General features: G+C 65.1%; 28 protein-coding genes. 15 read left to right on the top strand and 13 right to left on the bottom strand.

The features are described 5' to 3' along the window. Positions 1-68: 68 nt before the first annotated feature. The 3 genes from cls to V6M89_RS16080 all read right to left on the bottom strand — a co-directional run bounded on the left by cls (position 69) and on the right by V6M89_RS16080 (position 4,954). Complete coding sequence (gene cls, locus V6M89_RS16070) at positions 69-1,460, bottom strand: cardiolipin synthase (RefSeq protein WP_332854103.1); 1,392 nt, start codon at positions 1,458-1,460, stop codon at positions 69-71. Then, positions 1,457-3,556: a site-specific recombinase gene (locus V6M89_RS16075; protein WP_332854104.1), complete on the bottom strand. Its 2,100-nt coding sequence runs from the start codon at positions 3,554-3,556 to the stop codon at positions 1,457-1,459. The genes cls and V6M89_RS16075 overlap by 4 nt, the downstream gene beginning before the upstream one ends. A 105-nt stretch (positions 3,557-3,661) precedes the next feature. After that, on the bottom strand, positions 3,662-4,954 hold the full coding sequence (locus V6M89_RS16080; protein ID WP_332854105.1) for an acetyl-CoA hydrolase/transferase family protein: 1,293 nt from the start codon (positions 4,952-4,954) through the stop codon (positions 3,662-3,664). A 113-nt stretch (positions 4,955-5,067) separates the two neighbouring features. Here V6M89_RS16080 and V6M89_RS16085 point away from each other — a divergent pair, with 113 nt between their 5' ends. Both V6M89_RS16085 and V6M89_RS16090 read left to right on the top strand, forming a co-directional pair. After that, on the top strand, positions 5,068-6,147 hold the full coding sequence (locus V6M89_RS16085; protein ID WP_332854106.1) for a porin: 1,080 nt from the start codon (positions 5,068-5,070) through the stop codon (positions 6,145-6,147). Positions 6,148-6,189: 42 nt separating this feature from the next. Then, the gene (locus V6M89_RS16090) at positions 6,190-7,026 is read left to right on the top strand and encodes a branched-chain amino acid aminotransferase (protein WP_332854107.1); all 837 of its coding nucleotides are present in this window, start codon (positions 6,190-6,192) and stop codon (positions 7,024-7,026) included. Positions 7,027-7,031: 5 nt separating this feature from the next. On the opposite strand, the gene V6M89_RS16095 is transcribed toward V6M89_RS16090, so the two are convergent. The 3 genes from V6M89_RS16095 to V6M89_RS16105 form a co-directional block, all read right to left on the bottom strand. Beyond that, positions 7,032-7,562, bottom strand: coding sequence for a DUF3617 domain-containing protein (locus V6M89_RS16095; RefSeq protein WP_332854108.1), 531 nt, complete (start codon positions 7,560-7,562; stop codon positions 7,032-7,034). Positions 7,563-7,636: 74 nt separating this feature from the next. Further along, a complete protein-coding gene (locus V6M89_RS16100; RefSeq protein ID WP_008446864.1) occupies positions 7,637-7,783 on the bottom strand; it encodes a lmo0937 family membrane protein in 147 nt (48 codons plus the stop codon). Between the two features lie 136 nt (positions 7,784-7,919). After that, a complete protein-coding gene (locus V6M89_RS16105; RefSeq protein ID WP_332854109.1) occupies positions 7,920-8,576 on the bottom strand; it encodes a glycine zipper 2TM domain-containing protein in 657 nt (218 codons plus the stop codon). Positions 8,577-8,696: 120 nt separating this feature from the next. Between V6M89_RS16105 and V6M89_RS16110 the strand changes: the two genes are divergently transcribed. Beyond that, a complete protein-coding gene (locus V6M89_RS16110) occupies positions 8,697-9,446 on the top strand; it encodes a Crp/Fnr family transcriptional regulator (RefSeq protein ID WP_332854110.1) in 750 nt (249 codons plus the stop codon). Positions 9,447-9,513: 67 nt separating this feature from the next. On the opposite strand, the gene V6M89_RS16115 is transcribed toward V6M89_RS16110, so the two are convergent. Together V6M89_RS16115 and V6M89_RS16120 are read right to left on the bottom strand one after the other, a co-directional pair. Continuing rightward, positions 9,514-9,738: a glycine zipper 2TM domain-containing protein gene (locus V6M89_RS16115; RefSeq protein WP_332854111.1), complete on the bottom strand. Its 225-nt coding sequence runs from the start codon at positions 9,736-9,738 to the stop codon at positions 9,514-9,516. 117 nt (positions 9,739-9,855) lie between these two features. Further along, entirely contained in the window at positions 9,856-11,907 is a 2,052-nt protein-coding gene (locus tag V6M89_RS16120; RefSeq protein WP_332854112.1) for an AsmA family protein, read from the bottom strand. Positions 11,908-12,044: 137 nt separating this feature from the next. Between V6M89_RS16120 and V6M89_RS16125 the strand changes: the two genes are divergently transcribed. The 7 genes from V6M89_RS16125 to V6M89_RS16155 all read left to right on the top strand — a co-directional run bounded on the left by V6M89_RS16125 (position 12,045) and on the right by V6M89_RS16155 (position 16,255). After that, a complete protein-coding gene (locus V6M89_RS16125) occupies positions 12,045-12,434 on the top strand; it encodes a DUF4398 domain-containing protein (RefSeq protein ID WP_332854113.1) in 390 nt (129 codons plus the stop codon). 11 nt (positions 12,435-12,445) lie between these two features. Next, entirely contained in the window at positions 12,446-13,360 is a 915-nt protein-coding gene (locus V6M89_RS16130; protein ID WP_332854114.1) for an OmpA family protein, read from the top strand. A gap of 20 nt (positions 13,361-13,380) precedes the next feature. Beyond that, positions 13,381-13,908 carry a ferritin-like domain-containing protein gene (locus V6M89_RS16135; RefSeq protein ID WP_332854115.1) on the top strand — a complete coding sequence of 176 codons (528 nt, stop codon included), beginning with the start codon at positions 13,381-13,383 and terminating at the stop codon, positions 13,906-13,908. Between the two features lie 72 nt (positions 13,909-13,980). After that, complete coding sequence (locus V6M89_RS16140; RefSeq protein WP_161098957.1) at positions 13,981-14,283, top strand: DUF883 family protein; 303 nt, start codon at positions 13,981-13,983, stop codon at positions 14,281-14,283. An 18-nt stretch (positions 14,284-14,301) separates the two neighbouring features. Continuing rightward, on the top strand, positions 14,302-14,670 hold the full coding sequence (locus tag V6M89_RS16145; protein ID WP_332854269.1) for a phage holin family protein: 369 nt from the start codon (positions 14,302-14,304) through the stop codon (positions 14,668-14,670). 12 nt (positions 14,671-14,682) lie between these two features. Beyond that, complete coding sequence (locus V6M89_RS16150; protein WP_332854116.1) at positions 14,683-15,048, top strand: hypothetical protein; 366 nt, start codon at positions 14,683-14,685, stop codon at positions 15,046-15,048. A 43-nt stretch (positions 15,049-15,091) separates the two neighbouring features. Next, complete coding sequence (locus V6M89_RS16155; protein WP_332854117.1) at positions 15,092-16,255, top strand: patatin-like phospholipase family protein; 1,164 nt, start codon at positions 15,092-15,094, stop codon at positions 16,253-16,255. 3 nt (positions 16,256-16,258) lie between these two features. On the opposite strand, the gene V6M89_RS16160 is transcribed toward V6M89_RS16155, so the two are convergent. From V6M89_RS16160 to V6M89_RS16170, 3 genes are all read right to left on the bottom strand, one after another. Further along, positions 16,259-16,597, bottom strand: coding sequence for a hypothetical protein (locus V6M89_RS16160; RefSeq protein WP_332854118.1), 339 nt, complete (start codon positions 16,595-16,597; stop codon positions 16,259-16,261). Positions 16,598-16,614: 17 nt separating this feature from the next. Next, positions 16,615-16,767: a DUF3309 domain-containing protein gene (locus V6M89_RS16165; RefSeq protein ID WP_332854119.1), complete on the bottom strand. Its 153-nt coding sequence runs from the start codon at positions 16,765-16,767 to the stop codon at positions 16,615-16,617. Between the two features lie 72 nt (positions 16,768-16,839). Beyond that, positions 16,840-17,286 carry a glycine zipper 2TM domain-containing protein gene (locus V6M89_RS16170; protein ID WP_332854120.1) on the bottom strand — a complete coding sequence of 149 codons (447 nt, stop codon included), beginning with the start codon at positions 17,284-17,286 and terminating at the stop codon, positions 16,840-16,842. Between the two features lie 210 nt (positions 17,287-17,496). Between V6M89_RS16170 and V6M89_RS16175 the strand changes: the two genes are divergently transcribed. The 3 genes from V6M89_RS16175 to V6M89_RS16185 all read left to right on the top strand — a co-directional run bounded on the left by V6M89_RS16175 (position 17,497) and on the right by V6M89_RS16185 (position 19,396). After that, positions 17,497-17,808, top strand: coding sequence for a BON domain-containing protein (locus V6M89_RS16175; RefSeq protein WP_332854121.1), 312 nt, complete (start codon positions 17,497-17,499; stop codon positions 17,806-17,808). Between the two features lie 65 nt (positions 17,809-17,873). Next, positions 17,874-19,031 (top strand): AI-2E family transporter, encoded by a 1,158-nt coding sequence (locus tag V6M89_RS16180; protein WP_332854122.1) that lies wholly within the window; start codon positions 17,874-17,876, stop codon positions 19,029-19,031. Positions 19,032-19,105: 74 nt separating this feature from the next. Beyond that, complete coding sequence (locus tag V6M89_RS16185) at positions 19,106-19,396, top strand: hypothetical protein (RefSeq protein WP_332854123.1); 291 nt, start codon at positions 19,106-19,108, stop codon at positions 19,394-19,396. A gap of 7 nt (positions 19,397-19,403) precedes the next feature. Here V6M89_RS16185 and V6M89_RS16190 read toward each other — a convergent pair whose 3' ends face one another. Beyond that, a complete protein-coding gene (locus V6M89_RS16190) occupies positions 19,404-20,267 on the bottom strand; it encodes a YihY/virulence factor BrkB family protein (RefSeq protein ID WP_332854124.1) in 864 nt (287 codons plus the stop codon). Positions 20,268-20,306: 39 nt separating this feature from the next. Further along, positions 20,307-21,356: an OmpA family protein gene (locus V6M89_RS16195; RefSeq protein ID WP_332854125.1), complete on the bottom strand. Its 1,050-nt coding sequence runs from the start codon at positions 21,354-21,356 to the stop codon at positions 20,307-20,309. A gap of 380 nt (positions 21,357-21,736) precedes the next feature. Between V6M89_RS16195 and V6M89_RS16200 the strand changes: the two genes are divergently transcribed. Next, positions 21,737-22,327 carry a winged helix-turn-helix domain-containing protein gene (locus tag V6M89_RS16200; RefSeq protein WP_442881981.1) on the top strand — a complete coding sequence of 197 codons (591 nt, stop codon included), beginning with the start codon at positions 21,737-21,739 and terminating at the stop codon, positions 22,325-22,327. Between the two features lie 122 nt (positions 22,328-22,449). After that, positions 22,450-23,310 carry a zinc-dependent peptidase gene (locus V6M89_RS16205; RefSeq protein WP_332854127.1) on the top strand — a complete coding sequence of 287 codons (861 nt, stop codon included), beginning with the start codon at positions 22,450-22,452 and terminating at the stop codon, positions 23,308-23,310. Positions 23,311-23,321: the final 11 nt, after the last annotated feature.

The raw sequence follows: 23,321 nt of genomic DNA on the forward strand, positions 1-23,321 counted from the left end.
CCCCATTTGAGCATGAGCCCGGTTATACAAACCGGGCTCATGCTCAAATGGGGGACCTGACCCCGGGTTTACAGCCAATAGTTCATGAAGCGGGCTGCGAATTCGCGCAGGCGGTCGGCCCAGGGGCGGTGGCGCCAGGCTTCCTGCGTGATCTGCACCGAGTCGCGCAGGTCTTCCTGGAAGGCGCGCTCCATCTCGCCGCCGAAGGCGTCGCCCATGATCACCACGTTCAGCTCGCTGTTGTGCAGGAAGCTGCGGGTGTCGATGTTGGTCGAACCGACCGTCGACCAGTTGCCGTCGATGACGGCGGTCTTGGCGTGCAGGACCGCCAGTTTCAACTGGTGGATCTGGACGCCGCTGTCGAGCAGGTCGTCGTAGAAGGCGTGGCCGGCGTAGAACACCAGCCCGCTATCCGAAACGCCCGGCAGTACGATCTTGACGTCCACGCCGCGCCGCGCGGCCGCCATCAGCGCTTCCACCGTCTGCCGGTCCGGCACGAAGTAGGCCGAGGTGATGTGGATGCTCTTCTTCGCTTCCTGGATCGCCAGGTTGTAAGCCTTGTAGATCTCGAACTTGCCGCCCGGCTCGCTGCCCAGCACGCGCACCACCTTGTCGCCGGCGATCACCGGCTGCGGGAAGTAGTCCGCCTCGGTCAGGTCGTCCTTGTCCTGCGTGGCCCACTGGCGCACGAACAGCCACTGGAAGGCCTGCACCGCCGGCCCTTCGACCTTGATATGCGTGTCGCGCCAGCCCACCTGCGATTTGTCGGTCGGCCTGGAGGCCGAGCGGAACAGCGAACTCTTGGCATAGGTCGCGCTGATGTTGATGCCGCCGGTGAAGGCGGTCTTGCCGTCGACGATCAGCACCTTGCGGTGGTCGCGGTTGTTGAGTTTCCAGCTTTCGCCGCTCAGCTTGGCCGGATTGACCGGGTTGAATTCGATCAGGTGGATGCCGGCGTCGCGCATGCGCTTGAAGAACTCGGCCGGCACGCCCAGGGTGCCGACGCTGTCGTACAGGATGTTGACGGTCACGCCTTGCCGCTGTTTTTCGATCAGCGCGTCGGCGAACTTCAGCCCCAGCTCGTCCTGGTCGAAGATATAGGTTTCCAGGTTGATGTTGTTGCGGGCGCCGTTGATGGCCTTGAGCATCTCGGCCATGGTCTGCGGGCCGTCGAACAGCAAGGTGCACTTGTTGCCGGCGATCAGGGGCACGCCGGTGGCGGCTTCCTCCAGCGCGGCTTGCGCCTGCATGTCCAGCGAGCCTTTCGGCCAGCGCTTGGCCAGCAAGGCCTTGCCGCGCGCCGCGCTGAGGTCGCCGTTGACGCCCTTGACGCTGGGCGCGGCGGCCGGCTCCAGCTGGCTGCTCATCGCCGTCACGTTGGGCAGCGACGCGCATGCGCCCAGCAGGCCCCAGCACATCAGGCAGAGGGGAAGCCAGCAACGCATGCGCGTGATTTTCATTTGAGTGTCTTTTCAGGAGTGAGCGATTCATCGGGCGACGCCAACTGCGCCGCTTCTTCCGCCGCCGAGCCGAACAGGAACGACACCGGTCCCTGAAGGAAGCGGCGGCCCAGCGCCTTCACCAGCAGCCAGCCGTGCTTGAAGCGCACCTGGCGCGAACGCAGCGCCACCCACAGCGCCAGCCCGAAGCTGACCAGCAGGTTGACCGAGCCGATCGCCAGGAAGCCAGCCACCGAGGTCAGCACTAGTTCCCAAGTGACATGGTAGTCCAGTCCGACCATCGCTGTCGCAAAATTGGCGGACGAGAAGGTGACGTGGCGGATGTCGAGCGGCATGCCCAGCAGGAAGCCCAGCAGCGGCATCACGCCGAGCAAAATACCGAAGAAGAAGTTCCCCATCAGGCCGCCCAGGTTGTTCTCCATGTAGACGCCCAGACGGTCCAGGCGCTGCTGGCCCAGCAGCCAGCGCAGGCCGCGCAGCTGCGCGATGCGCTGCGCCCAGCGGGTGTACAGCGCCTTGTTGTCGTAGTAGCCCGAGATCAGGCCGGCCACGAACAGGCAGACGCCGGCGATGGCCGCGTACACCAGCGTCGGCCCGTGGATCGGATCGATGTCCTGCAGCAGGTGCATGGCCTTGTCCGGCGATACCAGGTGGTGGCCGGTGATCAGCGGCCAGGCCATGGCGATCAGCCAGGCGGTCGGAATGGCGGTGGCCAGGTTGCCCAGCACCGCCATGTTCTGCGTGCGGATCACCTTGTTGCACAGCTCGGCCATGCTGTCGATGTCGATGTTGCGGCCGTCCTTGCTGTGCAGGCCGGCGGCGATGCGCGAGGCGGTCATCGCCGGCTGCTTGGTGGCCACCGTGAAGTGCAGCAGGTGGATGAACATGAAGCCCAGCGAATAGTTCATGCTGAACAGGAAGGCCTCCACCAGCGGCGCGGCGCGCAGGTAGGACATCAGGATCTTGAACAGCGCCATGAAGCCGATCACCAGGCCGGCGCCGGCCGAGGACACGAACATGCCGCCCAGTTCCTTGCGGCTGTCGGCCACGTAGTGCTCGCCGGTGTGGCTGGCGTTCTCGGTGACGTTGCGCGCCAACAGGTCGATATTGTCGCGCATCAGGTCGCGCACCATGTACTTGTTGTTGTGCGCTTCGATCAACTCCAGCGCCAGGCCGACGGCGGCGCCGCGGCGCGGGCTGGGCGGGCCTTCCTGCTGGTGCGGCGCGTGGGTGGCGGCCAGCAGGTTGATGTCGGCCGGCGGCGCCGCTTGCAGCTCGCCGCTGACGTCGACCAGGAACAGCAGCTTGCGCAGCCGGTCTATGCTTTGCGTCAGCGCCACCAGCAGGTAGGTCAGGGCGATGCTGGTGCCCTGGCTCAGCGCCTTCTTGCGGATCTTGGCCACCACCACGTCGCACTGGTCCAGCATCACCAGCAGGTGGCGCGCGTCTTCCAGCGGCACGTCGTCGCCGGCCAGCATGCGCTGGTAGCTGTCGAGATAGGCGTTGACCTCGTAGTTCTGCACCATGAAGGGCGACTCGTAGGTTTCGATCTCGGTATGGAAATTGGTCAGCTTGGGTTCCAGGCCGATGGCGCTGACGCGGTAGGACAGCGTGCGTATCGATTCCAGCAGGCCCGGCAGCATCAGGTTGGGACCGGCATCCGCCACGTCATGCAGGCCGACCACGTCGACCAGGGCCAGCCAGTCGGCGGCCGGCACGGCGGCGATCCAGATGTGGTCGGTGCGCTGGTAGACCACCTGGTCGAGCGCATCGCTCAGGTAGATCTCGCCCAGTGCGGGCGGCAAAATGCGGTAGGCGATGCGACGCTTGAGTTCGGTGAAGAAGCCGTCGTTCGACAGCACGCCGATCTCGGTGTACAGGCTGGCGTGGCGGCGGCTGGCCAGCAGCTTGCACGCGTACTGGCGCAACGCCAGCGCGTGCGCCGGATTGCCTTTCAACAGTTGGCACAGCGTGCGGACATTGGCGGTGGCGCGCGCGCCGTCGGTGGCGCGCTGGGGACGCAGGGTATTGAACAGCTCGACCATCAGGCCGATGTCGCTGCTGTCTGCATCGATGCGTTCGAGGATTTCTAGCATGCGTAAGGCGGGCGGACCGCGTAGTGTGACAAAAACGCAGTATAGACGTATAAGTCTGGCAAGTATGTACGCTGGCGAACATTGCCTGTCCACCCGGAAATCCTGCTAGCTACACAGCAAGATCTTGCGGGCCGCCTGGCGCAGTTCGGCGCGGAAGTCGGGATGGGCGATGGCGATCAGCGCCTCGGCCCGCTGGTGGGCGGATTTGCCGCGCAGCTGGGCCACGCCGTATTCGGTGACCACGTAGTTGACGTCGTTCTTGCCGGTGGTGACGTGGGTGCCCGGCGTCAGCGTCGGCACGATGCGCGAGATCGAGCCTTCCTTGGCGGTGGACGGCAGCACGATGAAGGCCTTGCCGCCGCGCGAGCGGTTGGCGGCGCGCACGAAGTCGACCTGGCCGCCGGTGCCGGAATAGGGCAGGTGGGCCAGGCTCTCGGAGCCGCACTGGCCCAGCAGGTCGACCTGCAGGCTGGCGTTGATGGCCACCAGCTGGTTGTTCTGGCCGGCCAGGTAGGGATCGTTGGTGTAGCTGACCGGGTGCATTTCCAGCATCGGATTCCGGTGCATGAAGTCGTACAGCTTGCGCGAGCCGAGCGCGAAGGTGGCCACCATGCGGCCCGGCAGCCAGCTCTTGCGGCTGTTGTTGACGGCGCCGGATTCGACCAGCTTGAGGATGCCGTCGCCGATCATCTCGGTGTGGATGCCGAGGTCGCGCTTGCCGGTCAGCTGCATCACCACCGCGTCGGGGATGCCGCCGTAGCCGATCTGCAGCGTCGAGCCGTCCTCGATCATCGCCGCCACGTGGCGGCCGATGGCTTCCTGCACCGGGCCGATCTTGGGCAGGCCGACTTCGATCACCGGCTCGCTGCTCTCCACCAGCGCCGTCACCTGCGAGATGTGCACGTGGCACTGGCCGTGTGCGTAAGGCACGTTGGGATTGACCTCCAGCACGATCGCGCGCGCCTTGAGGATGGCGGCCATGGTGTAGTCGGCGCCCAGGCTGAGCGCGAAGTTGCCGTGCTCGTCCATCGGCGCGGCCATCGAGAACACCACGTCGGCCGGCAGCAGTTCGCGCTCGATCAGCGCCGGCAGCTCGGAGAAATAGGCGGGAACGAAATCGGCCCAGCCCGCCTGGCCGGCCGCGCGCGAGGCGCCGCCGAAGAACAGCGCGACGTGGCGCACGTGGTGGGCGGTGTCGCAATCGAAGTAGGCGTATTTGCGCATCGCCAGGATCTGCGCCACCTTGACGTCGTGGAAGCGGGTGCGCTGGTCGGACAAGGCGTGCAGCAGCGCGGGCGGCTCGCCGGCGCCGCAGGGCACGATGATGGTGTCGCCGTCGCGCAGCAGGTCCAGTGCTTCGCCGGGGGAGCAGCGCTTGCCGTCATACAGGGCTTGCATGGTGACCGCCTTTCGCATGATGAAATGTCACTATAAACCAAGTAGCTGCAAAATATGTCGGAAACGTGCTGCTGCGCACAGAGATGTTGCGTCCGCTGTCCTAGGATGGGGCTATGAAACTCAACCTCTACGCCCTGGCCTTGATCGGCCCCCTGTCCGCGGCGGCGCAAACGGCGCCGCCGGTGGAGGTGTACGGCCTGCTGGACGCCGGCGTGGTGGCGGAACGCGGCTGCGGCGGCGATTGCGCGCGCACCCGGCTCGACAGCGGTGTGGCGTCCGGTTCGCGGCTGGGCCTGCGCGGGCGCGAGGAGCTGGGCGGCGGCACGGCGGCGGTCTACACGCTGGAGGCGGGTATTCTCAACGATACCGGCGCCTCCGACCAGAACGGCAAGCTGTTCGGCCGCCAGGCCTATGTCGGGCTGGACGGGCCGCTGGGCATCGTCACGCTGGGCCGGCAGTACAACCTGGTCTACGAAACGCTGACCGACGTCGCCGATCCCTTCCACGGCGGCATGGCGGGCAGCGCGGCCAACCTGGTCGGCACCACCATCCAGCGCTACGACAACACGATCAAGTACCAGTCGCCGCGCAGCCGGGGCGGCTGGACCGGCGCGGCCATCTACAGCTTTGGCGAATCGCCCTACAACAGCAAGGTCAACCGCGCTTACGGCGCCACCATCGGCTATGCCAACGGCGCCGCCACGCTGCGCGTCACGCACCAGCGCAAGAACAACCTGCTGGACGCCAGCGGCACCACGCCGGCGGTCGACCAGTCGGCCAGCAATACGCTGGTGGCGGCCAATATCGATTTCGGCCGCTTCGTCGCCTATGCCGCGTACGGCCACAGCCGGGGCGACGGCAGCGCGCCGTGGGACATGACCAATCCCTACGGCGCGGTGGTGCAGAGCACGCCGTCCAACAACAGCCGCGATGTGCTGTTCGGCGTCGCCGTGCCGATGGGCGCCACCACCTGGCTGGCGTCCTGGATCCACAAGGACGACCGCAGCGGCGCCAACCGCGACGCCAACCAGTTCGCCGTCGGCGCCAGTTATGCGCTGTCGCGCCGCACCGACTTCTACGCCTCGTTCGCGCGCATCCAGAACCGCAACGGCGCCGGCTACACGGTCGGCAACGCCAGCAGCCCGGGGCGCGGCGACCGCGCCATCACCGTCGGCCTGCGCCACTCCTTCTGATCCGTGATAAATTGCTTGTTTTACTGATCATCAGGAACAAGCATGTATCTGACTTACTTCAACGGCGGCTGGTCCGAAGGCAACACCCCTTTGTTTGGCGCGATGGACCACAGCGTATGGCTGGGCTCGTCCGTGTTCGACGGCGCGCGCTCGATACGCGGCCACATGCCGGACCTGCGCCTGCACCTGCAACGCGTGATCACCTCGTCGGAACGGGTCGGCCTGGTGTGCCCCTTGAGCGTCGACGAGATGGAAAAACTGGTGCGCGAAGGCGTGGCCAAGTTCCCGGCCGACGCCGAGCTGTACGTGCGTCCGCTGGTGTTCGGCACCGACGGCCTGCTGGTGCCGCTGCCGGACAAGAGCGCCTTCGCGCTGACCCTGTTCGACGCGCCGATGCCGCCGTTCACCGGCTTCTCGGCCTGCCTGACGGCGCTGCGCCGTCCCGATCCGTCGATGGCGCCGACCGACGCCAAGGCGTCGGCGCTGTACGCCAACACCAGCAAGGCCATCCGCGAAGCGCAGCAGCGCGGCTTTGACAACGCGGTGGTGTGCGACAACGCCGGCAACGTGGCCGAGTTCGCATCGGCCAATCTGTTCCTGGTCACGCCGGAAGGCAAGGTGGTGACGCCGGTGGCCAACGGCACCTTCTTGTCCGGCATCACCCGCGCGCGCGTGATCGCCTTGCTGGCGAAGGAGGGGGGCGCGGTCGAGGAACGTTCGGTGCGTCCCGAAGAACTGGAGACGGCCATCGAGATCTTCAACACCGGCAACTACGGCAAGGTCACGCCGTGCATCCGCTACGAGGCGCGCAGCCTGCCGGTGGGGCCGATCGCCACGCTGGCCTTCCAGCGCTACATGGCGTTCTCCGACAGCGAGTAATCAGTTCAGTTGGACCGGGCCGGGCAGCTGGCGCCCAGCCAGCGTCCGGTCGATTCCACCTGCACGTTCTGCGGCCTGCCGCCGGCCTCGCTGCTGATGTTCATGTTCATCAGGTAGCTGCTGTCGCCGTTGTAGCGCAGCGTGCCGGTGCCGCTGGAGACCGGGTCGGTGCAGCTGAACGAGATGTTCATGCCACCGGCCACCGGATCGCTCTTGGACGTGCATTTTCCTTTTTGATTCATCGGCAGCTCTTTTTTCGCCGCCATCTCGGGCGTGACGCAGGCCGTGATGACCATGGCGCCGTCGCCGCCGGCGGTGGGCATGGAGGCGCCGTTCTGCTTCATCATCGCCTCGATCTGCGCGCGCTGCTCGGGCGGCATGTTGGCCAGCTGCTTGAGCGCCATGCTCATGGCCTGGTCGGTTTGCGCGTTGCCGGTCTTGACCTTGTTGCTCAGCTCCCACAAGCCCGGCTTGATGTTCTGGGCCGATGCCTGCACGGCGGCCAGCATGGCCAGGGAAATTATCAGTCGCTTCATAGGGTCTCCTTAAAATGAAAAACGGCGCGCCACCGTTAAGTGGAGCGCCGCTTCAAAGGCTTACAGAGGTGGCGCTACACGCCGCGTCCGCTAATCAGGCGCAGCAGCACCATGATGATAGCAACTACCAGCAGGATGTGGATGAATCCGCCGATGGTGTAGGAAGTGACCAGGCCGAGCAGCCACAGGATAAGCAAAACGACAGCGATGGTATAGAGCATGATTCTCTCCTCAGGTTGTTATGCGACGTCCATGTTGGTCATCGATTGCGATCTCGAACCTGCAACCCTGTTGCCATGTTCGTATCTTGTAGCCATTATCTGCAAAGCTTGACGGGCCTTCTGTACGGTATCGTACTTAAGCCGAATGCAACTGGCCGTTGACGACCTTGACCTGGTCGCCCGAGCGCCATTGCGGCTGCGCCGACTGGTGCAGCACGCGCTTCTTGCCATTGTCCATGCGCACCACGATCTCCCAGCTGTGCGTGGTTTTCATATTGCCTTCGACCTGGTTGCCGGCCACTGCGCCGCCGACCGCACCGGCCACGGTAGCCAGTTGACGGCCGTGGCCGCTACCGACCTGGTTGCCCAGCAGGCCGCCCAGGATGGCGCCGCCTGCCGCGCCCACGCCAGTACCCTGGCCGCGATGTTCGATCGAGCGCACCGACTCCACCACGCCGCAGCTGCTGCAGACGGCCGGGCGCTGTTGCGCCACCTGCTCTTGCTGCTGCTGCTGCTGCTGCTGCTGCGCCGGATATTGGCCCTGGGCCGGCGCGGCGTTGTTGGCGTAGCCGGCCGGTTGCGATTGCTGCGATTGCTGCGACGGCAGCGGCTGTTCAGCCGGCGGCACCGACGACAGCTGGCCCGGCATAGGCGCGGCGCCCGGCACGGTGGCGCTGGAGGTCGGCAGCCAGCCCATGATGGCGGCGCTGCCGACGCCGCAGAACAGCACCACCGCGACGGCGGCGATGACCATGATGGGGTGGAGTGTTGGCTTGCTGGTTGGGGTGTCCATGATGTATGTCCTGTTTTTGGTTGGAGTTGTGGATTGCAGCCCGGATTTTCCCTCAAGACTTGTCCTGCTTCCGTGCGTCACCGTACATACAGGGTAATTCGCAGCCTTTACGCTGGTCCCATGCATACCCATCCCTCCATTTTTTCCGACGACGACAGGGCGCAGGCCAGGCCCGTGCTGAACCGCTTGGTGTCCGGCCTGCCAGACGACGACCGCGCAAGACTATTGGCGCTGTGCGACACGGTCCGGCTGGACGCGGGCCAGGTGCTGTATGAGCCTGGCCAGACTGTCGACCACATTTACTTTCCGGTCGGCTGCCTGATCTCGCTGCTGGCGGTGGCCGAAGGCCGCATGACGCTGGAGGTGGGCTCGGTGGGGCAGGAGGGCATGATAGGCGCGTCGGTGGCGCTGGGCCATGGGCAGGCGCAGGTGCGCGCCGTGGTGCAGCGCGCCGGCCGCGCCAACCGCATCGACGCGGCATCCTTTCGCGCCGAGTTCAAGCGCACCGCCTCGCTGCAACGGCTGCTGTACCGCTACACCGACACCTTGCTGGCGCAGGCGATCCAGATCGCCGTGTGCAGCCGCTTTCATGTGCTGGAGGCGCGCCTGGCGCGCTCGCTGCTGATCACGCGCGACCGCCTGCAATCGGAGAAATTCCACCTGACCCACGAGTTCCTGGCGCATGCGCTGGGCGTGCGCCGCGTCGGCGTGACCAAGGCCGCCAGCGCGTTGCAAAACCACAAGCTGATCAGCTACAGCCGGGGCAATATCGAGATCCTCGATTCGGCCGGGCTGGAGGCGGCGTCCTGCCGCTGCTACGAGCTGGTCAAGGACGACGGCGCCATCGGCATGGCCAACGTGTTTCTGTGATCTACAAAAGTTAAACGAAAAAAAGCGGACCACGCGTGGTCCGCTTTTCCTTTGAGGCCACGGCCGATTAACGCGGCGGCTTGCTGACCTGGTTGCCGATCACGCCGCCGACGGCTGCGCCGCCCACGGTGCCGACAGGGCTGCCGCCGGTCAGGACCGAGCCGGCCACCGCGCCGACGCCGGCGCCGATGGCGGTGTTCTTGTCCTGGTTGGACATGCCCGCGCATGCGCTCAGGCCCAGGGTGGCCGCGACGATGGCGGCGGTCGATACCAGCTGTTTGATGTTGTTCATGATTTTCTCCTTGCAACTGATTGAGGCGCGGCAGGGAATGCCTGCACCAATGACCTCAGCGTACGCAAGAATCCAGGGCCGTTCCGTTCGGCAGCGCACACAGAGCCGCGCTGGCCGTCAGTGCTTGCGTGGCGGCTTCGGCGCCAGCGTCTTGCCCGGCGGCGGCGCCACCGGCTTGCCGCCTTGCTGGGCCAGCAGGGTGGCGCAGCCGGTGGTTTCGCCGGGGCCGGCGTTGATCAGCGGCAGGATGGCCGCCACCGGCGCCACCACGGCCAGCGCCAGCGCGCCGCCGGCGCGCAAGGCCAGCACACCCTTGTCGACGCTGATGGCCGGATCCTTGAAGGTGCCGCGCACGTAGATCGGCGCCCGCAGCGAAATCACCCGCAAGCCCTTGGCGTCGGGCCGCATGGTCAGGTCCATTTTCTCGTTGCCCAGGTTGACCGTGCCGGAGATGTCGATCTTGGCGTCCGAGGTGTCGACCACGAACAGGCGCGACTGCATCAAGCCGTTGGTCACGCCGAAATCCGTCACCATGCAGTTGAGCTTGACCTGCTTGTCGCCGATCACCTTGGTCAGCACCACGTTGCCGATGTTCAGGCCCATCTCTTCCAGCAGCAGTTTGCTGACGCTGCCTTCGTTGATCACGCCTTTGAGCTCGCCGTTCGACGAGGCCAGCAGGCCGGCCACCGAGTTGCCGGTGGCCGACAGCGAGATGTCCGCGTTGACTTCGCCCACCGTGGCCTGCATTTCCTCGATGCGCGGGAACAGCTGGCGCAGCTTGAGGTGGCGCGCGCCGGCCTTCAGCTCGGCGCGGATGGCGTTGGGGTTGAGCTTGCCGCTGCCGTCCAGCAGCACGTTGGAGGTGAAGCGGCCGCCGGCGATGTCGAAGTTCATCGGCGTCAGCGACAGCACGCCGTCCCGCATATTGATCATGGTGTCGAGGTTGGCGATCGGCAGGTCCTTGTCGCGCGTGATGCGCTGGGCCTTGTAGCTGACCTTGGCGTCCAGCGCGGTCCAGCGCTCGGTCTTGAACGGCTCCACCGGCAGCACGCGGTCGCCCGGCTGCACCGGCGCCACGCCGCGCGCCTCCTTGCTGGCGTTGGAGTCGGCGCCGATCAGCGGGCCCAGGTCGGAAAACTGCAGCAGTTTCGACTGCACCGCGCCGGTCAACAGCGGCCGCGCCAGCGCCTGGCCGGACTGGTATTCGAACTTGCCGCCGATGTCGGAATGGCCGACGCGGCCGGTGAACTGGTCGTAGGTCCAGCGGCTGGCGTGGGCGCCGAGGCTGGCGGTCAGGTGGCCCTCGGTGGCGAACGGCGGGGTTTCCGGCAGCAGCACGCCGGTCAGGCCGTACAGGCGCGCCATGCTGGGGCCGGACACCTTGAGCCGCATGTCGAGCGCGGCCAGCGCCGACGGCTTGGTCAGCGTGCCGACCACGGCGATGCTGGTGCCGCCGACGTTGATGTCGGCCGCCAGCGGGTAGGGCGTCGATTGCTGCTGCAGCGACAGCACGGCGCCGGCCTTGCCGCCGCCGGAAATGTTTTGCTTGTTCCACTTGCCGCGCACCTTCCAGGCCACGCCGTAGGTCGGATCGGCGTTCAAGGTGTCGACCTCGGCGACGGCATCCACGTGGGTCATGGCGTCGATGTAGTGCACCGTGCCTTTGGTGAACACCACGCGCTGCAGGTCCAGCTGCCACGGCGACGGCTTGTCGGCCGGCTTGAAGGTCCAGTTGTTGCGGCCATCCTCGTGACGCTGCAGCAACACCACCGGACTGTCGAAACGCAGCACCGGAATCGACAGCTTGTGCTCCAGCAGCGGCAGCAGGTCGATCGAGAACGAGAACTGGCTGACGCTGGTCATTTCCATCTGCGCCGGCCAGCCCGCCGGATTGCCGACGTGGACGTCGCGCGCCACCAGGTGCGGCAGCGGCAGGTAGTCGCTCCAGGTGCGGTCGGCGTCGCCGTGGCCCTGGCGTTCCCAGGTCAGCGACAGGTCGCCGCGGATCGCGAACGGACGGTCGATGGCTTCGCTGACTTTGTCGTTCAGCCATGGGCGCGCCCGGTTCCAGTCGTAATTGACCAGCACGATGACGGCGATGGCGGGCACGGCGACCAGGACGCCGGCGACGGCAAGTGCGATACGGGTGCGGCGGCGGAGAGGGGACATGACTGGCCTATTTTCTTATTGGAGTGACGCTATTTTACTAGCCCGCAGCGAGCGTTCTATGTGCGGCACCGTACTGAGGCTGCATCGGCAAGGGCTTATAACGTCAACCTACCGAATGATTTTCAAGGAGAAGAATAATGATCACCATACAAAACCGTCTCGCCCTGTTGTGCACCATGGCCGCCGTGCTGGGCCTGAGCGCCTGCGCCAGCAACAAGACCCCGGCCACCGCCGACGTCGCCGTGTCGCGCGCCGCGGTAGCCAACGCCACCAGCGCCGGCGCCGCCGACCTGGCCCCGGCGGAAATGCAATCGGCCCGCGAGAAACTGATGCGCGCCAACCAGGCGCTGGCCGCCAAGGATTACAAGACCGCGCAGGACCTGGCCAACCAGGCTTCGGCCGACGCCCAGCTGGCGCAGAGCAAGGCCAGTTCGAGCAAGGCCACCATGGCGGCGGACGAGCTGCAACAAAGCATACGCGCCCTGCGTGAAGAACTGAACCGCAGCAACGCCACCAACCAACAATAAGGAGCTCCACCATGAAATCCCATTACCTCATTCCTTCCGTGTTCGCGCTGTCCCTGCTGTTCGCCGCCTGCAGCACCACGCCGACCACCACCAGCCTGCTGGATCAAACCCGCGGCGACTTCATGGCCGCGCAAAGCACGCCGTCGGTCGCGGCCAACGCGCCACTGGAATTCAAGGCCGCCTCCGATGCGCTGGACCGCGCCAACGCCGCCGCCGCGAAGAAGGAAAGCCTGGACGAGATCGACAAGCTGGCCTACCTGGCCAAGCAGAAGATCGCCACCGCGCGTGAAGTCGCCAAGCAGAAGCAGGCCGAGAACGAGATGGCCAACGCCGGCCGCCAGCGCGACGAGATCCGCCTGGAAGCCCGCACCGCCGAAGCCAACCAGGCGCGCATGAGCGCCGACCAGGCCAAGTCGCAAGCCAACCTGGCCAAGGCTGACGCCGACGCCGCCCGCGCCCAGGCCGACGCCGCCGCCAACAGCGCCCGCGACGAAGCGGCCAAGAACGCCGCGCTGCAACAGCAGCTGACCGACCTGAAAGCCAAGCAGACCGAGCGCGGCATCGTCATCACGCTGAGCGACGTGCTGTTCAACGTCGACCGCGCCGAGCTGAGCGCCGAAGGCATGCGCACCGCGCAGAAGATGGCCGACGTGCTGCTGCAGGAACCGCAAAGCGTGGTGCTGATCGAAGGCTTTACCGACAGCACCGGCAGCGCCGCGCACAACCTGGAGCTGTCGCAGCGCCGCGCCGAATCGGTGCGCAACGCGCTGATCGGCCTGGGCGTCAAGAGCGACAAGATCGCCACCCGCGGCTATGGCGAAGCCTTCCCGGTCGCCAGCAACAGCGATGCCGGCAGCCGCCAGCTGAACCGCCGCGTCGAGATCGTGCTGTCGCAGAACGGCGCGCCGATCGCCACCCGTCACTAACCACGAAAGGAAAGCAGATCATGGCTGAATACACCCCCACCGGCATCGACAAGGAAGCCATCCGCGCGGCCGCGCGCAACCTGCAGGATGGCCCGGTCACGGCCGGCTACCAGGGCGACCGCACGGCGGTCATCAAGATGCTCAACGATGCGCTGGCCACCGAGCTGGTCTGCATCCTGCGCTACAAGCGGCACTACTACACGGTCAGCGGCCGCGACAACGGTTCGGTCAAGGCCGAGTTCCTGGAGCACGCGATGCAGGAACAGGAACACGCAGATTGGCTGGCTGAGCGTATCATCCAGTTGAACGGCCAGCCTGATTTCAATCCGGCAACATTGCTCGCACGTAGCCATGCCGAGTATGATGCATCTGACGATGTGCAATCGATGATCAAAGCCAACCTGATCGCCGAGCGTGTCGCCATTGAGTCGTACCGCCAGATGATCGAACAGATCGGCACGACCGACCCGACCACCCGCCACTTGTTGATCAAGATCATGGCGGTGGAAGAGGAACACGCGGACGATATGCGCGATTTGCTGGGATAATGATCAATTAGTGGCTATTTTGCAGTTTGCAGTACGGTTTTCACTTCACACAACCATAACAGGAGCTCCATCATGCTGGAACAAAACATCAGTACCGTGAATAACGACGTGAAAACTCTGGTTAAGGATGCGCAAGCATTGTTCACCGCAGCCACCGCGCTGACCGGCGAAAAAGCCGAAGAACTGCGCGGCCGCGGCATGCGCGCGCTCGACACCGCGCTGGCCAAGGCCCACGAAGCCCAGCAGAGCGCGCTCGCCGCCAGCAAGGAAATGGCCAAGCAGGCCGATGTCTACGTCAAGGAAAACCCATGGCGCTCGATCGCCGCGGCAGCCGGCGTCGGCCTGCTGATCGGCGTGATCATCGGCCGCAAGTAATCCATCGTGTCCGATGAGATGAACCGCCCGCCGGGCTTGATCGCGTCGCTGGGCAATATTGTCCGCAACAGCATCGGCCTGGTGCTGACCCGGCTGGAGCTGGCCGCGCTGGAATTGTCGCAGGTGCGCAATCACCTGCTGCAACTGGTGCTGGTGTTCGCGCTGGCCGTGGTGGCGGGCTGCTTCGCGCTGGCCTACGGCACGGTGACCATCGCCTACCTGGCGTGGGACGCGATCGGCTGGAAGATCCTGCCCATCATCACCGGCGTGTTCCTGCTGATCGCGATCGGTTTGATCGTGTACGCGCGCGGCTTGATACGCAGCGGCAAACTGTCGATGCCGGCGACGATGGCGGAACTGAAGTCCGACCGCGACATGCTGTTGTAACCGGGAGAGCAGATGAGCAAAGAAGCTGAACGCGCGGCCGTCGAGGCGGCCAAGCAACGTCTGGTCCGTGAAGGCGAGCTGTATCGTATCAAGGTGGTGCACGCCAAGGCGCTGGTCGGCAATGCCCTGCAGCCGGACGCGCTGTTCCATGGCGCCGTCGAGCAGGCCGTCGGCATGGCCCAGGCCCGCCTCGGCGGGCTGTTGCAGCCGGGCGGCCTGAAGAATATCAACTTCAAGTCGCTGCTGCCGTATGCGCTGACGGTGGGTTCATTCATCGCCCGCAAGCGGCTGGTCAAGCCGGCCATCGGCGTGGCCGTGGCAGCCGGTCTCGGCATGGCGTGGCTGCTGCGGCGCAAACCCGCGCCGGAGCAGGAGTAGTCCCAGACGCCGCAACCGCGGCGTTTTTTTATTGGAGTCACAGATGAGCAGTGCTAAACCCGAATTGAATCCCCAGCGCTTGCGCGTGGTCCTGGTGTTGCAGGGCGGCGGCGCGCTGGGCGCCTACCAGGCCGGCGTGTTCCAGGCGATGCACGAGCACGGCCTGGCGCCGGACTGGATCGTCGGCACCTCGATCGGCGCGATCAACGCCGCCATCCTGGCCGGCAATCCCTACGAGACCCGCCTGAGCCGCCTCAAGGAATTCTGGGAAGGCGTGGCCCACCGCGACAGCTACGACATGAGCCGGGTGCCGGACATGCAGCGGCGCTCCAACGTGCTGCTGCAGACCTGGGACACCGTGATGCGCGGCGTGCCGGGCTTCTTCAAGCCGCGCTTCATGAGCCCGTTCGCCATGGGGACCGCGGTCGCGCCGGAGCAGGCCAGCTTCTACGACACCAGCGAGCTGGGTGAAACGCTCGAGCGCCTGATCGATTTCGATTACCTGAACGGGCCGGATGGCATGCGGCTGACGGTCAATGCGCTCAAGGTCACCTGCGGCACCTTGCGCAGCTTCGACAATCGCCAGCAGACGCTGTGCGCCGACCATGTGTGCGCCAGCGGCGCCTTGCCGCCGGGCTTTCCGCCGGTGCGCATCGACGGCGACCTGTACTGGGACGGCGGCCTGTATTCCAACACGCCGCTGGAGACCGTGCTGGACGATAACGAGCATGTCGACACGCTGTGCTTCATGGTGGACTTGTGGAACGCCGACGGCCCGGAGCCGACCACGCTGGACGAGGTGCAGACGCGGCAAAAGGATGTGACCTTCGCCTCGCGTTCCAAGCGCCACTTGCAGGACTACGTCGCCACGCACAAGCTGAAGCAGAAGCTGCGCGCGCTGTACGCGGCGTTGCCGGAGCAGGCGAAGTCGGAGCAGGGCAAGCAGGATCTGGCCGGGTTGGGCGGCGACAGCACGCTGCACGTGGTGCGGCTGGCGTATGCGGGGCGCGACTGGAATATGGCGGCCAAGGATATCAACTTCTCCAAGGGCTCGATTGAATGGCGCTGGGACCAGGGTTATCAGGATGCGCTGCGCGCCATCACGGCGGCGGGCTGGTTGAGCTTTGTGACGGAAGATACGCCGCTGGTCGTGCACGAACTGCCGCCGTTGCGGCAGCCGGTGCATGACCAGGAACGGGCGGCGTAGGTCTTAGTGGGGGTGGTTCTCCGCGCGGATCTGCGCGGCGTTCGCCATGTCCTGCTGATAGGTGGCGCGCGCCTCCTTCATGCAGGTGCTGCGTTCGGCGGCCGGGCCTTGTTTGCAGGCGAGGTTGGCCTCGGCCAGCGCGGCGCCGATTTCCTTGCGCAGCGTGCGCAATTGCGCGGCCGGGCTGGCGTCGTCCTGGTACCAGCGCGGCGGATCGCCCTTGGCGATTTCCGCCTTCTGCAACTGGACGTTCTGCGGCGGCGTGGTGTTGCTGCGCGCCTGCGCGGCGAAGGCGGCGCCTAGCAGCGCCGCGCCGATGATGAGGTGCTTGAATTGAGCCATGATGTCCTCCAGTGTCGTTACAGCCTGCCGGTCAGCAGCATGATCAGCAGGATCACCACCACCAGTCCGGTGATGCCGCTGGGCGCGTAGCCCCAGCTGCGGCTGTGCGGCCAGGCCGGCAACGCGCCGATCAATGCCAGGACCAGAATGATCAGAATGATGGTGCCCATGGAATTCTCCTTGTTGAGTGTTTGACTGCCGGTGCGGCAAGATTAGTAGCGATTAAGAACGATTAACAACGATTAATAACGGTACAGGCGGCCGTCGACCAGGCGTACGCGGTTGCCGGCGCGCAGGTCGTAGACGCTGTCCTGGTTGACGATGCGGTAGTCGCCGTTATCCATGCGCACGCTGATCTGGTATTGCTCGCGCGGCTGGCTGCGGTTCTCCTCCACCTTGTTGCCGACCACGGCGCCGCCGACTGCGCCGGCCACGGTGGCGGCGGTGCGGCCGCTGCCCGAACCGACCTGGTTACCCAGCAGGGCGCCGACCAGGCCGCCGGTGACGGCGCCGGCGCCGCTGGTGCCGGACTTGGCCTGCACGATCTGGATCGATTCGATGGTGCCGTAGGAAGCAGTGTCCGCCGGGTTGGTGTAACTGCCTTGTTGCTGCTGGCCGGTGCTGGCGCAGCCGCTCAGGACGGCGGTTCCTGCGATCAGCACGGCTGCTATGGTGGTCGAGTGTTTCATGTTGTCCTCCCGAAAATGTGTGATTCCAGAATAGACAGCGGTGCGGCGGGGGTCTGTGCGCTTCCGCACCCAGCCTGGCTATGTGCGGTCTGTGTACGCTACCGTACAGAGGTGGGCGGGGAAGGGGCGTAAAACCTCTACATCGGTAGCGGGGACATCAAGTACCGCTGGCTGACAAACCACTGTTAATCACCCTCCAAGGAGAATGCTATGAAAATCGCACACAAAATCGCTACTGCCCTGTTCACCGTTTCGCTGCTGGCCACCGCCGGCTGCGCATCGACCTCGACCAAAGAAGGCACGGGCGAATATGTCGACGATTCCGTCATCACCACCAAAGTCAAAGCCAGCATCTTCAACGAGCCTAGCCTGAAGTCCACCGAGATCAACGTGGAAACCTTCAAGGGCACCGTGCAGCTGAGCGGTTTCGTCGCCCAGCCTGCTGATATCGCCAAGGCCGGCGAAGTGGCGCGCGGCGTCAAAGGCGTAACCGCCGTCAAGAACGACATCCGCGTCAAGTAAGTTGCACCTGCCGGCGCGGCATGCCCAACCGGGCGTGCCGCGCCGGGAGTTCTTTGTGAGCCATCATGAACCAGCCAGCTGCCGAACTTCCCCCTGACAACGCAGTGGCCGCCGATGGCGATCCACCCCGCATTCCCCTGCATGTCCACGCCCGCGGCCTCGCGCTCGGCGTCATCGCCACCGTGGCGTTTCTCTATGCGCTGCAATGGTCGCGCAACTTCCTGGTCCCCTTATTACTCGGCATCTTGTTCAGCTATATGCTCAGCCCCATCGTGTGCTGGCTGGAGCGCCGGCGCGTGCCGCGCGTGCTCGGCGCCACGCTGGTCACCGTCGCCATCCTGGGCGGCGTCTTCGTCGTGATCGACAAGGTGCAGGGCGAGTTCCAATCCATTGTCGAAGAGCTGCCCACCGTCAGCCATAAACTGTCGCGCCTGCTCACCGAGCGCGCGCATGGCGGGCCCAGTACCTTCCAGCGCATCCAGGCGGTGGCCACCGAATTGCAGCAAGCCACCGCCGGCGCCCAGGAACGCCGCACCGTGCGCAAGGCCGCGCCGCCGTCGCCGGACAGCGGCAGCCTGCCGGTGCTGGACTGGATCTGGGCCGGCTCGATGGGCGTGATGGGCTTCCTCGGCCAGGCCACCATGGTGATCTTCCTGGTGTTCTTCCTGCTGCTGTCGGGCGACACCTTCAAGCGCAAGCTGGTCAAGCTGACCGGACCGTCGCTGAGCAAGAAAAAAATCACCGTCCACATCCTCGACGATATCAATTCGTCGATCCAGAAATACATGCTGATGCTGCTCGTCACCAACGGCCTGCTGGCCTTGCTGATGTGGGTGGCGCTGCGCTGGATCGGCCTGGAGAACGCCGGCGCCTGGGCCATTGTGGCCGGGCTGCTGCACCTGATGCCGTACTTCGGCCCCTTGCTGATTACGCTGGCCACCGGCGCGGTCGCCTTCATGCAGTTCGAGTCGCTGCAAATGAGCGTACTGGTGATGGGCACTTCGCTGGCGATCGCGACGGTGGTCGGCACCGTGGTGGCGACCTGGATGACCGGACGCTTCGCCCGCATGAACGCGGCGGCGGTGTTCGTCAGCCTGCTGTTCTGGGGCTGGCTGTGGGGCGTGTACGGCTTGCTGCTGGGCGTGCCGTTGATCGTCATCGTCAAGGTGGTGGCCGAGCGCGTCGAGGGCATGGAAGTGGTGGCGGAACTGCTGGGCGAATAGGCCTGCGCGATCGGCCTTGTTTCTATGCGCCGGTCGGCTAACATGAGCATTACCAACACCTTGAGGAGGACGCCATGAGTCCAGAGCAAGACCGCCGCCAGCGACCGGGGACTTCGGACACCGCCGGCTGGCACTCCCTTGAATTTATCGTGCGCCACGCGCTGGAAATGCAGCGCGACATCGGCACCGCCAATGCGGTGGAGTTCTTGCAGAGCATAGGCATCAGCCCGCAGGTGATCAGCCGCGTGCTGGCGCCCGATGCGCAGGTGCGCGAGGCCGACCAGCAGGCGCTGGCCGAGTCGGTGCCGGTGGCCGACCTGCCGGTCGCCACGCGGCGCGCCTATCTGCGGCGCACGCTGGTGTGAGGCGGCGCTAGCGTTGCATGGCGCTGCGCCGGCGCAGGCTGCCCAGTTGCAGCGCGTACTGGCGCGCGAACTCGGCGCCGAGGAAGAAGATCTGCGCCGAGTAGTACACCCACAGCAGCAAGGCGATCACCGAACCGGCCGCGCCGAAGCTGCTGGTGACGCCGCTGTTGCCGATGTAAACCCCGATCAGGTATTTTCCCAGCGTGAACAGCGCGGCCGTGCCGGTCGCGCCTATCGTCACGTCGTGCCAGGACAGCCGTATGCGCGGCAGCATCTTGAAGATCACGCCGAACAAGGCGGCGATGACGACAAAGCCGATGATGAAATTGATGGCCGACAGCACCAGGCCGGCGTCGCGCCAGTAAGCGCCCCACAGGTTTTCCAGCAGGGCCAGCGCGGCGCTGACCACCAGCGACACCATCAGCAGGAAGGCCAGCACCAGTATCATGCCAAACGAAAGCAGGCGGGTGCGTATCACGTCCCAGGCGGTGCCGTGGGTGAGCGGCGGGACTTGCCAGATCTCGTCCAGGCTGGCCTTGAGCTCGGCAAACACGCTGGTCGCGCCGAACAGCAGCAGGGCGCCGGCCAGCAGGGTGGCGAGCTGGCCTTCCTCCTTGTTGCGGGCGCCGGCCAGCACCAGTTGCAGCGCCTGCGCGCCCTGGGCGCCGACCAGGCCGCGCAGCTCGCTGAACAACTGGCCCTGCGCCGCCTGCGGACCGTAGAACCAGCCGGCGATGGCCAACACCAGCACCAGGATGGGCGCCATCGAAAACAGCGTGTAAAACGCCAAAGCCGCGCCCTTGCTGCTGGCGCGGTGTTCAAACCATTCGGTAACTGTGCATCGCAGCACTGACACTAAACTTGGCTTCATCAGAAAAAAGCCCCGCTAGCAGAGCGGGGCTTGTGTTGCTTACTGCACGCGGCGTTCGATGGTGATCTGCTCGACTTCGACGCGACGGTTAGGTTCCAGGCACTTGATCAGGTCGGCACGTTTCTGCTTCTTGTCGTTGCACTCCGTCACAGGATTGGATTCGCCCTTGCCGACGGCGTTCAGGCGGTTGGCGGCGACGCCCTTGCTGACCAGGTAGTCCTTGACCGCGTTGGCGCGGCGCTCGGACAGCTTGAGGTTGTACTTGTCGCTGCCCAGGCGGTCGGTGTAGCCGGAGATGACCACGTTGTCGATGCCGGAGTTGGCGTTCAGCACGTTGGCGATGTCGTCCAGCTTGGGTTGGCCGGGCGCCAGCTTGGCGCTGTCGAAGCCGAACAGCTCGGTCGCCGACATCGTCACTTTCTCAAAGCGGGCCGGTGGCGGCGGTGGCGGCACCACGGCCGGGGCCGGCTGCGGCGCTGGTTCCATGGCGCGTGGCGGCGGTGGCGGCGGCGCTGCCGGCGCGGCTTTCGGCGGCGCGTTGAAGGCGATGTTCAGGCCAACCGTTGCGTAGTAGTTATTGCTCTTGCTGTTCGGGAACTCATTGCCGCGAATGAAGCCATGCACGTCGCGGATGTCGGCCTGGAAGGCGACCTGGTCGTTGATGTCGGCCTGGAAGCCCAGGCCGGCGCTCAGGTAGGGCGAGGTCTTGCTGCGCTGGCCGATGACGTTCAGGTTCGACTTGTCGTGTTCGGCGCCGATACCGACCAGCAGGAAGGGACGGAAGGTTTTACGGGAGAACATATACAGACCGTCCACGCCCAGCGTGTTTTGCTGGTAGCGCTGGCCGTTTTCACGGGAGCGGGCATAGGTGGTGCCGAGCTGTACATCCCAGTCCTGGTTGATGGCCTTGCCGAATTTGAGGCCGGCGCCGTAGCCGCGCTTGTCCACGCCGAAGTCCGAATCGGGCTTCATGGCGTTCAGGCTGGGCTGGATGTACCACGATGGATTGACGACCGCATCCTGGGCCAGGGCGGAAAACGACGCGCAGAGAACAGCGGCGGCGAGGGCGATTTTTTTAGTTTGGTTCACAGGTTTGCTCCCGATTTATTGATTGGATGTGTTTCATTGCCAGCAATGTTGAGGCACCGCTGTTGGACCGAAGATTAGGGATATTGGTGCAGCTCTTCTGTGCGCTGGCGTACCTAAGCTTGTGATGTATCAAATCCGGCACAGTTCCCGAAACTTAGTTCCGCGCCCCTTGTCACACCTTAAGTGCCAAGGATGATCGCTAATGTTCGTTGCCGCACAGACCAATGCGCTGCGAAAAGGCATTCTTGAGCCAGATGCAGAGAACGTAGCGAGATGCCCGCCGCCCGCCACGCCATCCGCTGCCACTAATCTCGGCAATTGTTATAAGGAGTGTTCCCATGCATGCAGTTAGACAACCTCAACATCTGGTCCAGAACGAGATGAAAGCCTCGCCGGAAATGCACGCCACCACAGCCAAGCTGATGCTGGTGGAACGTCCGGTCCCGGCGCCTCTGGACCGGAAGCCTGCGCTGTCGATGGCCTCTATCGAGCGGGTCCGCTCGACCTCGGCCACGCTGCGCCGCATCGAAAACATGCAAAAGCTGATCGGCGAATTGCAACTGCACGAAATGCTGGCCGATGAAATCGCCTGGTTCCTGAAGTTTTCGCCGTCCGGCGCCCGCAAATACATCCGCGACCTGCGCGAAGCCGGCGTGATCGAGCTGGCGCGCTATGTCGAAGGCACAGCCACCTACCTGGGCAAGGCCGTCTACCAGCTGACCCCCGACCCGGAACGCGTCAGCGCCTTCCTGGCCGCCATCGTCCAGCCGAAGCGCGAAGGCGCGCCGCCGCGCAAGGAACGTCCCGGCCTGCGCGAACAGGCGATGGCCGGCAGCGGCCGCCATTTCCACATCCTGGCCGACGACACGCACTATGCGATCCGCGTCAACCGCGGCCCGGTGATGCGCGATCCGCTGGTGGCAGCGCTGTTCGGCTCGGCGCCGTCGATGCAAAAAGAAGAAACCGTCTAAGCGCGACCGGTTGCGCACGCGTATGATGGAACGGCCGGGCATACCCCGGCTGTTTGCATATTGAAATGTCGACAAGGCCCCCCAACTAGCCTTGACTGGACATCTCAACGGACGCGCGGCATATGGAAGCTTTGACCTGGATCGGCCTGACGGCGCTGTTGATAGCGCTGCCTTTTTACTACCCGCGCTGGCGTTTGCGGCGGGTGCTGGCGCAGCCTTTGCCGGCCGAGGCGCAGGCCATCCTGCAGCGCAACATCCCGGTCTACCGCCGCATGGCGCCCGATCTGCAGCAGCAGCTGCAGCGCATGGTGGTGCAGTTCCTGCACCAGAAAAAATTCATCGGCTGCGAAGGCCTGGAAGTGAGCGACGAAATGGCCGTCACCATCGCCGGCCAGGCTTGCCTGTTGTTGCTGAACCGCCCCTCCAAAGTCTATCCGGCGTTGCACACCATCCTGGTCTACCCCAGCGCCTTCGTGGCGCAGCGCGCCGAGATCGGGCCGGGCGGGGTGGTCACGCCGGGCCACCACAGCATGCTGGGCGAATCCTGGGACGACGGCCGGGTGATCCTGTCCTGGGACGATGTCATATCCGGCCCCGGCCGCGGCCACAACGTCGTGCTGCATGAATTCGCGCACCAGCTCGACAGCGAGTCGGGCCGCGCCAACGGCGCGCCGTATCTGGGCAATCCGGCCAGCTACCGCGAATGGTCGGAAGTGCTGGAGCGCGATTTCCACAACCTGCGCCACAGCGCCATGTACCGCCAGCACAGCGTGATGGACCACTACGGCGCCACCAATCCGGCCGAATTCTTCGCCGTCGCCACCGAAACATTTTTCGAAAAGCCGTACCAGATGGCCGAGCACCACGCCGAGCTGTACGCCGAATTCCTCAAGTACTACCGGGTCGATCCGCGCGCGTGGATGGCGCCGCCGCCACCGCCGCCCGAACCCGCCTACGGCTGGGAGTCCAGCTGGTCGCATTGAACACCATCAAT

Origin of the sequence: Duganella sp. S19_KUP01_CR8 (assembly GCF_036688705.1) — a bacterium.
In the GTDB taxonomy this organism is placed as follows: Bacteria; Pseudomonadota; Gammaproteobacteria; order Burkholderiales; family Burkholderiaceae_D; genus Rugamonas.

Coding starts and splice junctions, on each gene's coding strand:
- V6M89_RS16095 (WP_332854108.1), bottom strand. CDS start 7,562: ATGAAGCGACTGATAATTTCCCTGGCCATGCTGGCCGCCGTGCAGGCA.
- V6M89_RS16190 (WP_332854124.1), bottom strand. CDS start 20,267: ATGAAGCCAAGTTTAGTGTCAGTGCTGCGATGCACAGTTACCGAATGG.
- V6M89_RS16135 (WP_332854115.1), top strand. CDS start 13,381: ATGGCTGAATACACCCCCACCGGCATCGACAAGGAAGCCATCCGCGCG.
- V6M89_RS16125 (WP_332854113.1), top strand. CDS start 12,045: ATGATCACCATACAAAACCGTCTCGCCCTGTTGTGCACCATGGCCGCC.
- V6M89_RS16085 (WP_332854106.1), top strand. CDS start 5,068: ATGAAACTCAACCTCTACGCCCTGGCCTTGATCGGCCCCCTGTCCGCG.
- V6M89_RS16100 (WP_008446864.1), bottom strand. CDS start 7,783: ATGCTCTATACCATCGCTGTCGTTTTGCTTATCCTGTGGCTGCTCGGC.
- V6M89_RS16185 (WP_332854123.1), top strand. CDS start 19,106: ATGAGTCCAGAGCAAGACCGCCGCCAGCGACCGGGGACTTCGGACACC.
- cls (WP_332854103.1), bottom strand. CDS start 1,460: ATGAAAATCACGCGCATGCGTTGCTGGCTTCCCCTCTGCCTGATGTGC.
- V6M89_RS16105 (WP_332854109.1), bottom strand. CDS start 8,576: ATGGACACCCCAACCAGCAAGCCAACACTCCACCCCATCATGGTCATC.
- V6M89_RS16165 (WP_332854119.1), bottom strand. CDS start 16,767: ATGGGCACCATCATTCTGATCATTCTGGTCCTGGCATTGATCGGCGCG.
- V6M89_RS16090 (WP_332854107.1), top strand. CDS start 6,190: ATGTATCTGACTTACTTCAACGGCGGCTGGTCCGAAGGCAACACCCCT.
- V6M89_RS16205 (WP_332854127.1), top strand. CDS start 22,450: ATGGAAGCTTTGACCTGGATCGGCCTGACGGCGCTGTTGATAGCGCTG.
- V6M89_RS16160 (WP_332854118.1), bottom strand. CDS start 16,597: ATGGCTCAATTCAAGCACCTCATCATCGGCGCGGCGCTGCTAGGCGCC.
- V6M89_RS16110 (WP_332854110.1), top strand. CDS start 8,697: ATGCATACCCATCCCTCCATTTTTTCCGACGACGACAGGGCGCAGGCC.
- V6M89_RS16200 (WP_442881981.1), top strand. CDS start 21,737: ATGAAAGCCTCGCCGGAAATGCACGCCACCACAGCCAAGCTGATGCTG.
- V6M89_RS16175 (WP_332854121.1), top strand. CDS start 17,497: ATGAAAATCGCACACAAAATCGCTACTGCCCTGTTCACCGTTTCGCTG.
- V6M89_RS16130 (WP_332854114.1), top strand. CDS start 12,446: ATGAAATCCCATTACCTCATTCCTTCCGTGTTCGCGCTGTCCCTGCTG.
- V6M89_RS16145 (WP_332854269.1), top strand. CDS start 14,302: ATGAACCGCCCGCCGGGCTTGATCGCGTCGCTGGGCAATATTGTCCGC.
- V6M89_RS16150 (WP_332854116.1), top strand. CDS start 14,683: ATGAGCAAAGAAGCTGAACGCGCGGCCGTCGAGGCGGCCAAGCAACGT.
- V6M89_RS16120 (WP_332854112.1), bottom strand. CDS start 11,907: ATGTCCCCTCTCCGCCGCCGCACCCGTATCGCACTTGCCGTCGCCGGC.
- V6M89_RS16155 (WP_332854117.1), top strand. CDS start 15,092: ATGAGCAGTGCTAAACCCGAATTGAATCCCCAGCGCTTGCGCGTGGTC.
- V6M89_RS16080 (WP_332854105.1), bottom strand. CDS start 4,954: ATGCAAGCCCTGTATGACGGCAAGCGCTGCTCCCCCGGCGAAGCACTG.
- V6M89_RS16075 (WP_332854104.1), bottom strand. CDS start 3,556: ATGCTAGAAATCCTCGAACGCATCGATGCAGACAGCAGCGACATCGGC.
- V6M89_RS16180 (WP_332854122.1), top strand. CDS start 17,874: ATGAACCAGCCAGCTGCCGAACTTCCCCCTGACAACGCAGTGGCCGCC.
- V6M89_RS16140 (WP_161098957.1), top strand. CDS start 13,981: ATGCTGGAACAAAACATCAGTACCGTGAATAACGACGTGAAAACTCTG.
- V6M89_RS16115 (WP_332854111.1), bottom strand. CDS start 9,738: ATGAACAACATCAAACAGCTGGTATCGACCGCCGCCATCGTCGCGGCC.
- V6M89_RS16170 (WP_332854120.1), bottom strand. CDS start 17,286: ATGAAACACTCGACCACCATAGCAGCCGTGCTGATCGCAGGAACCGCC.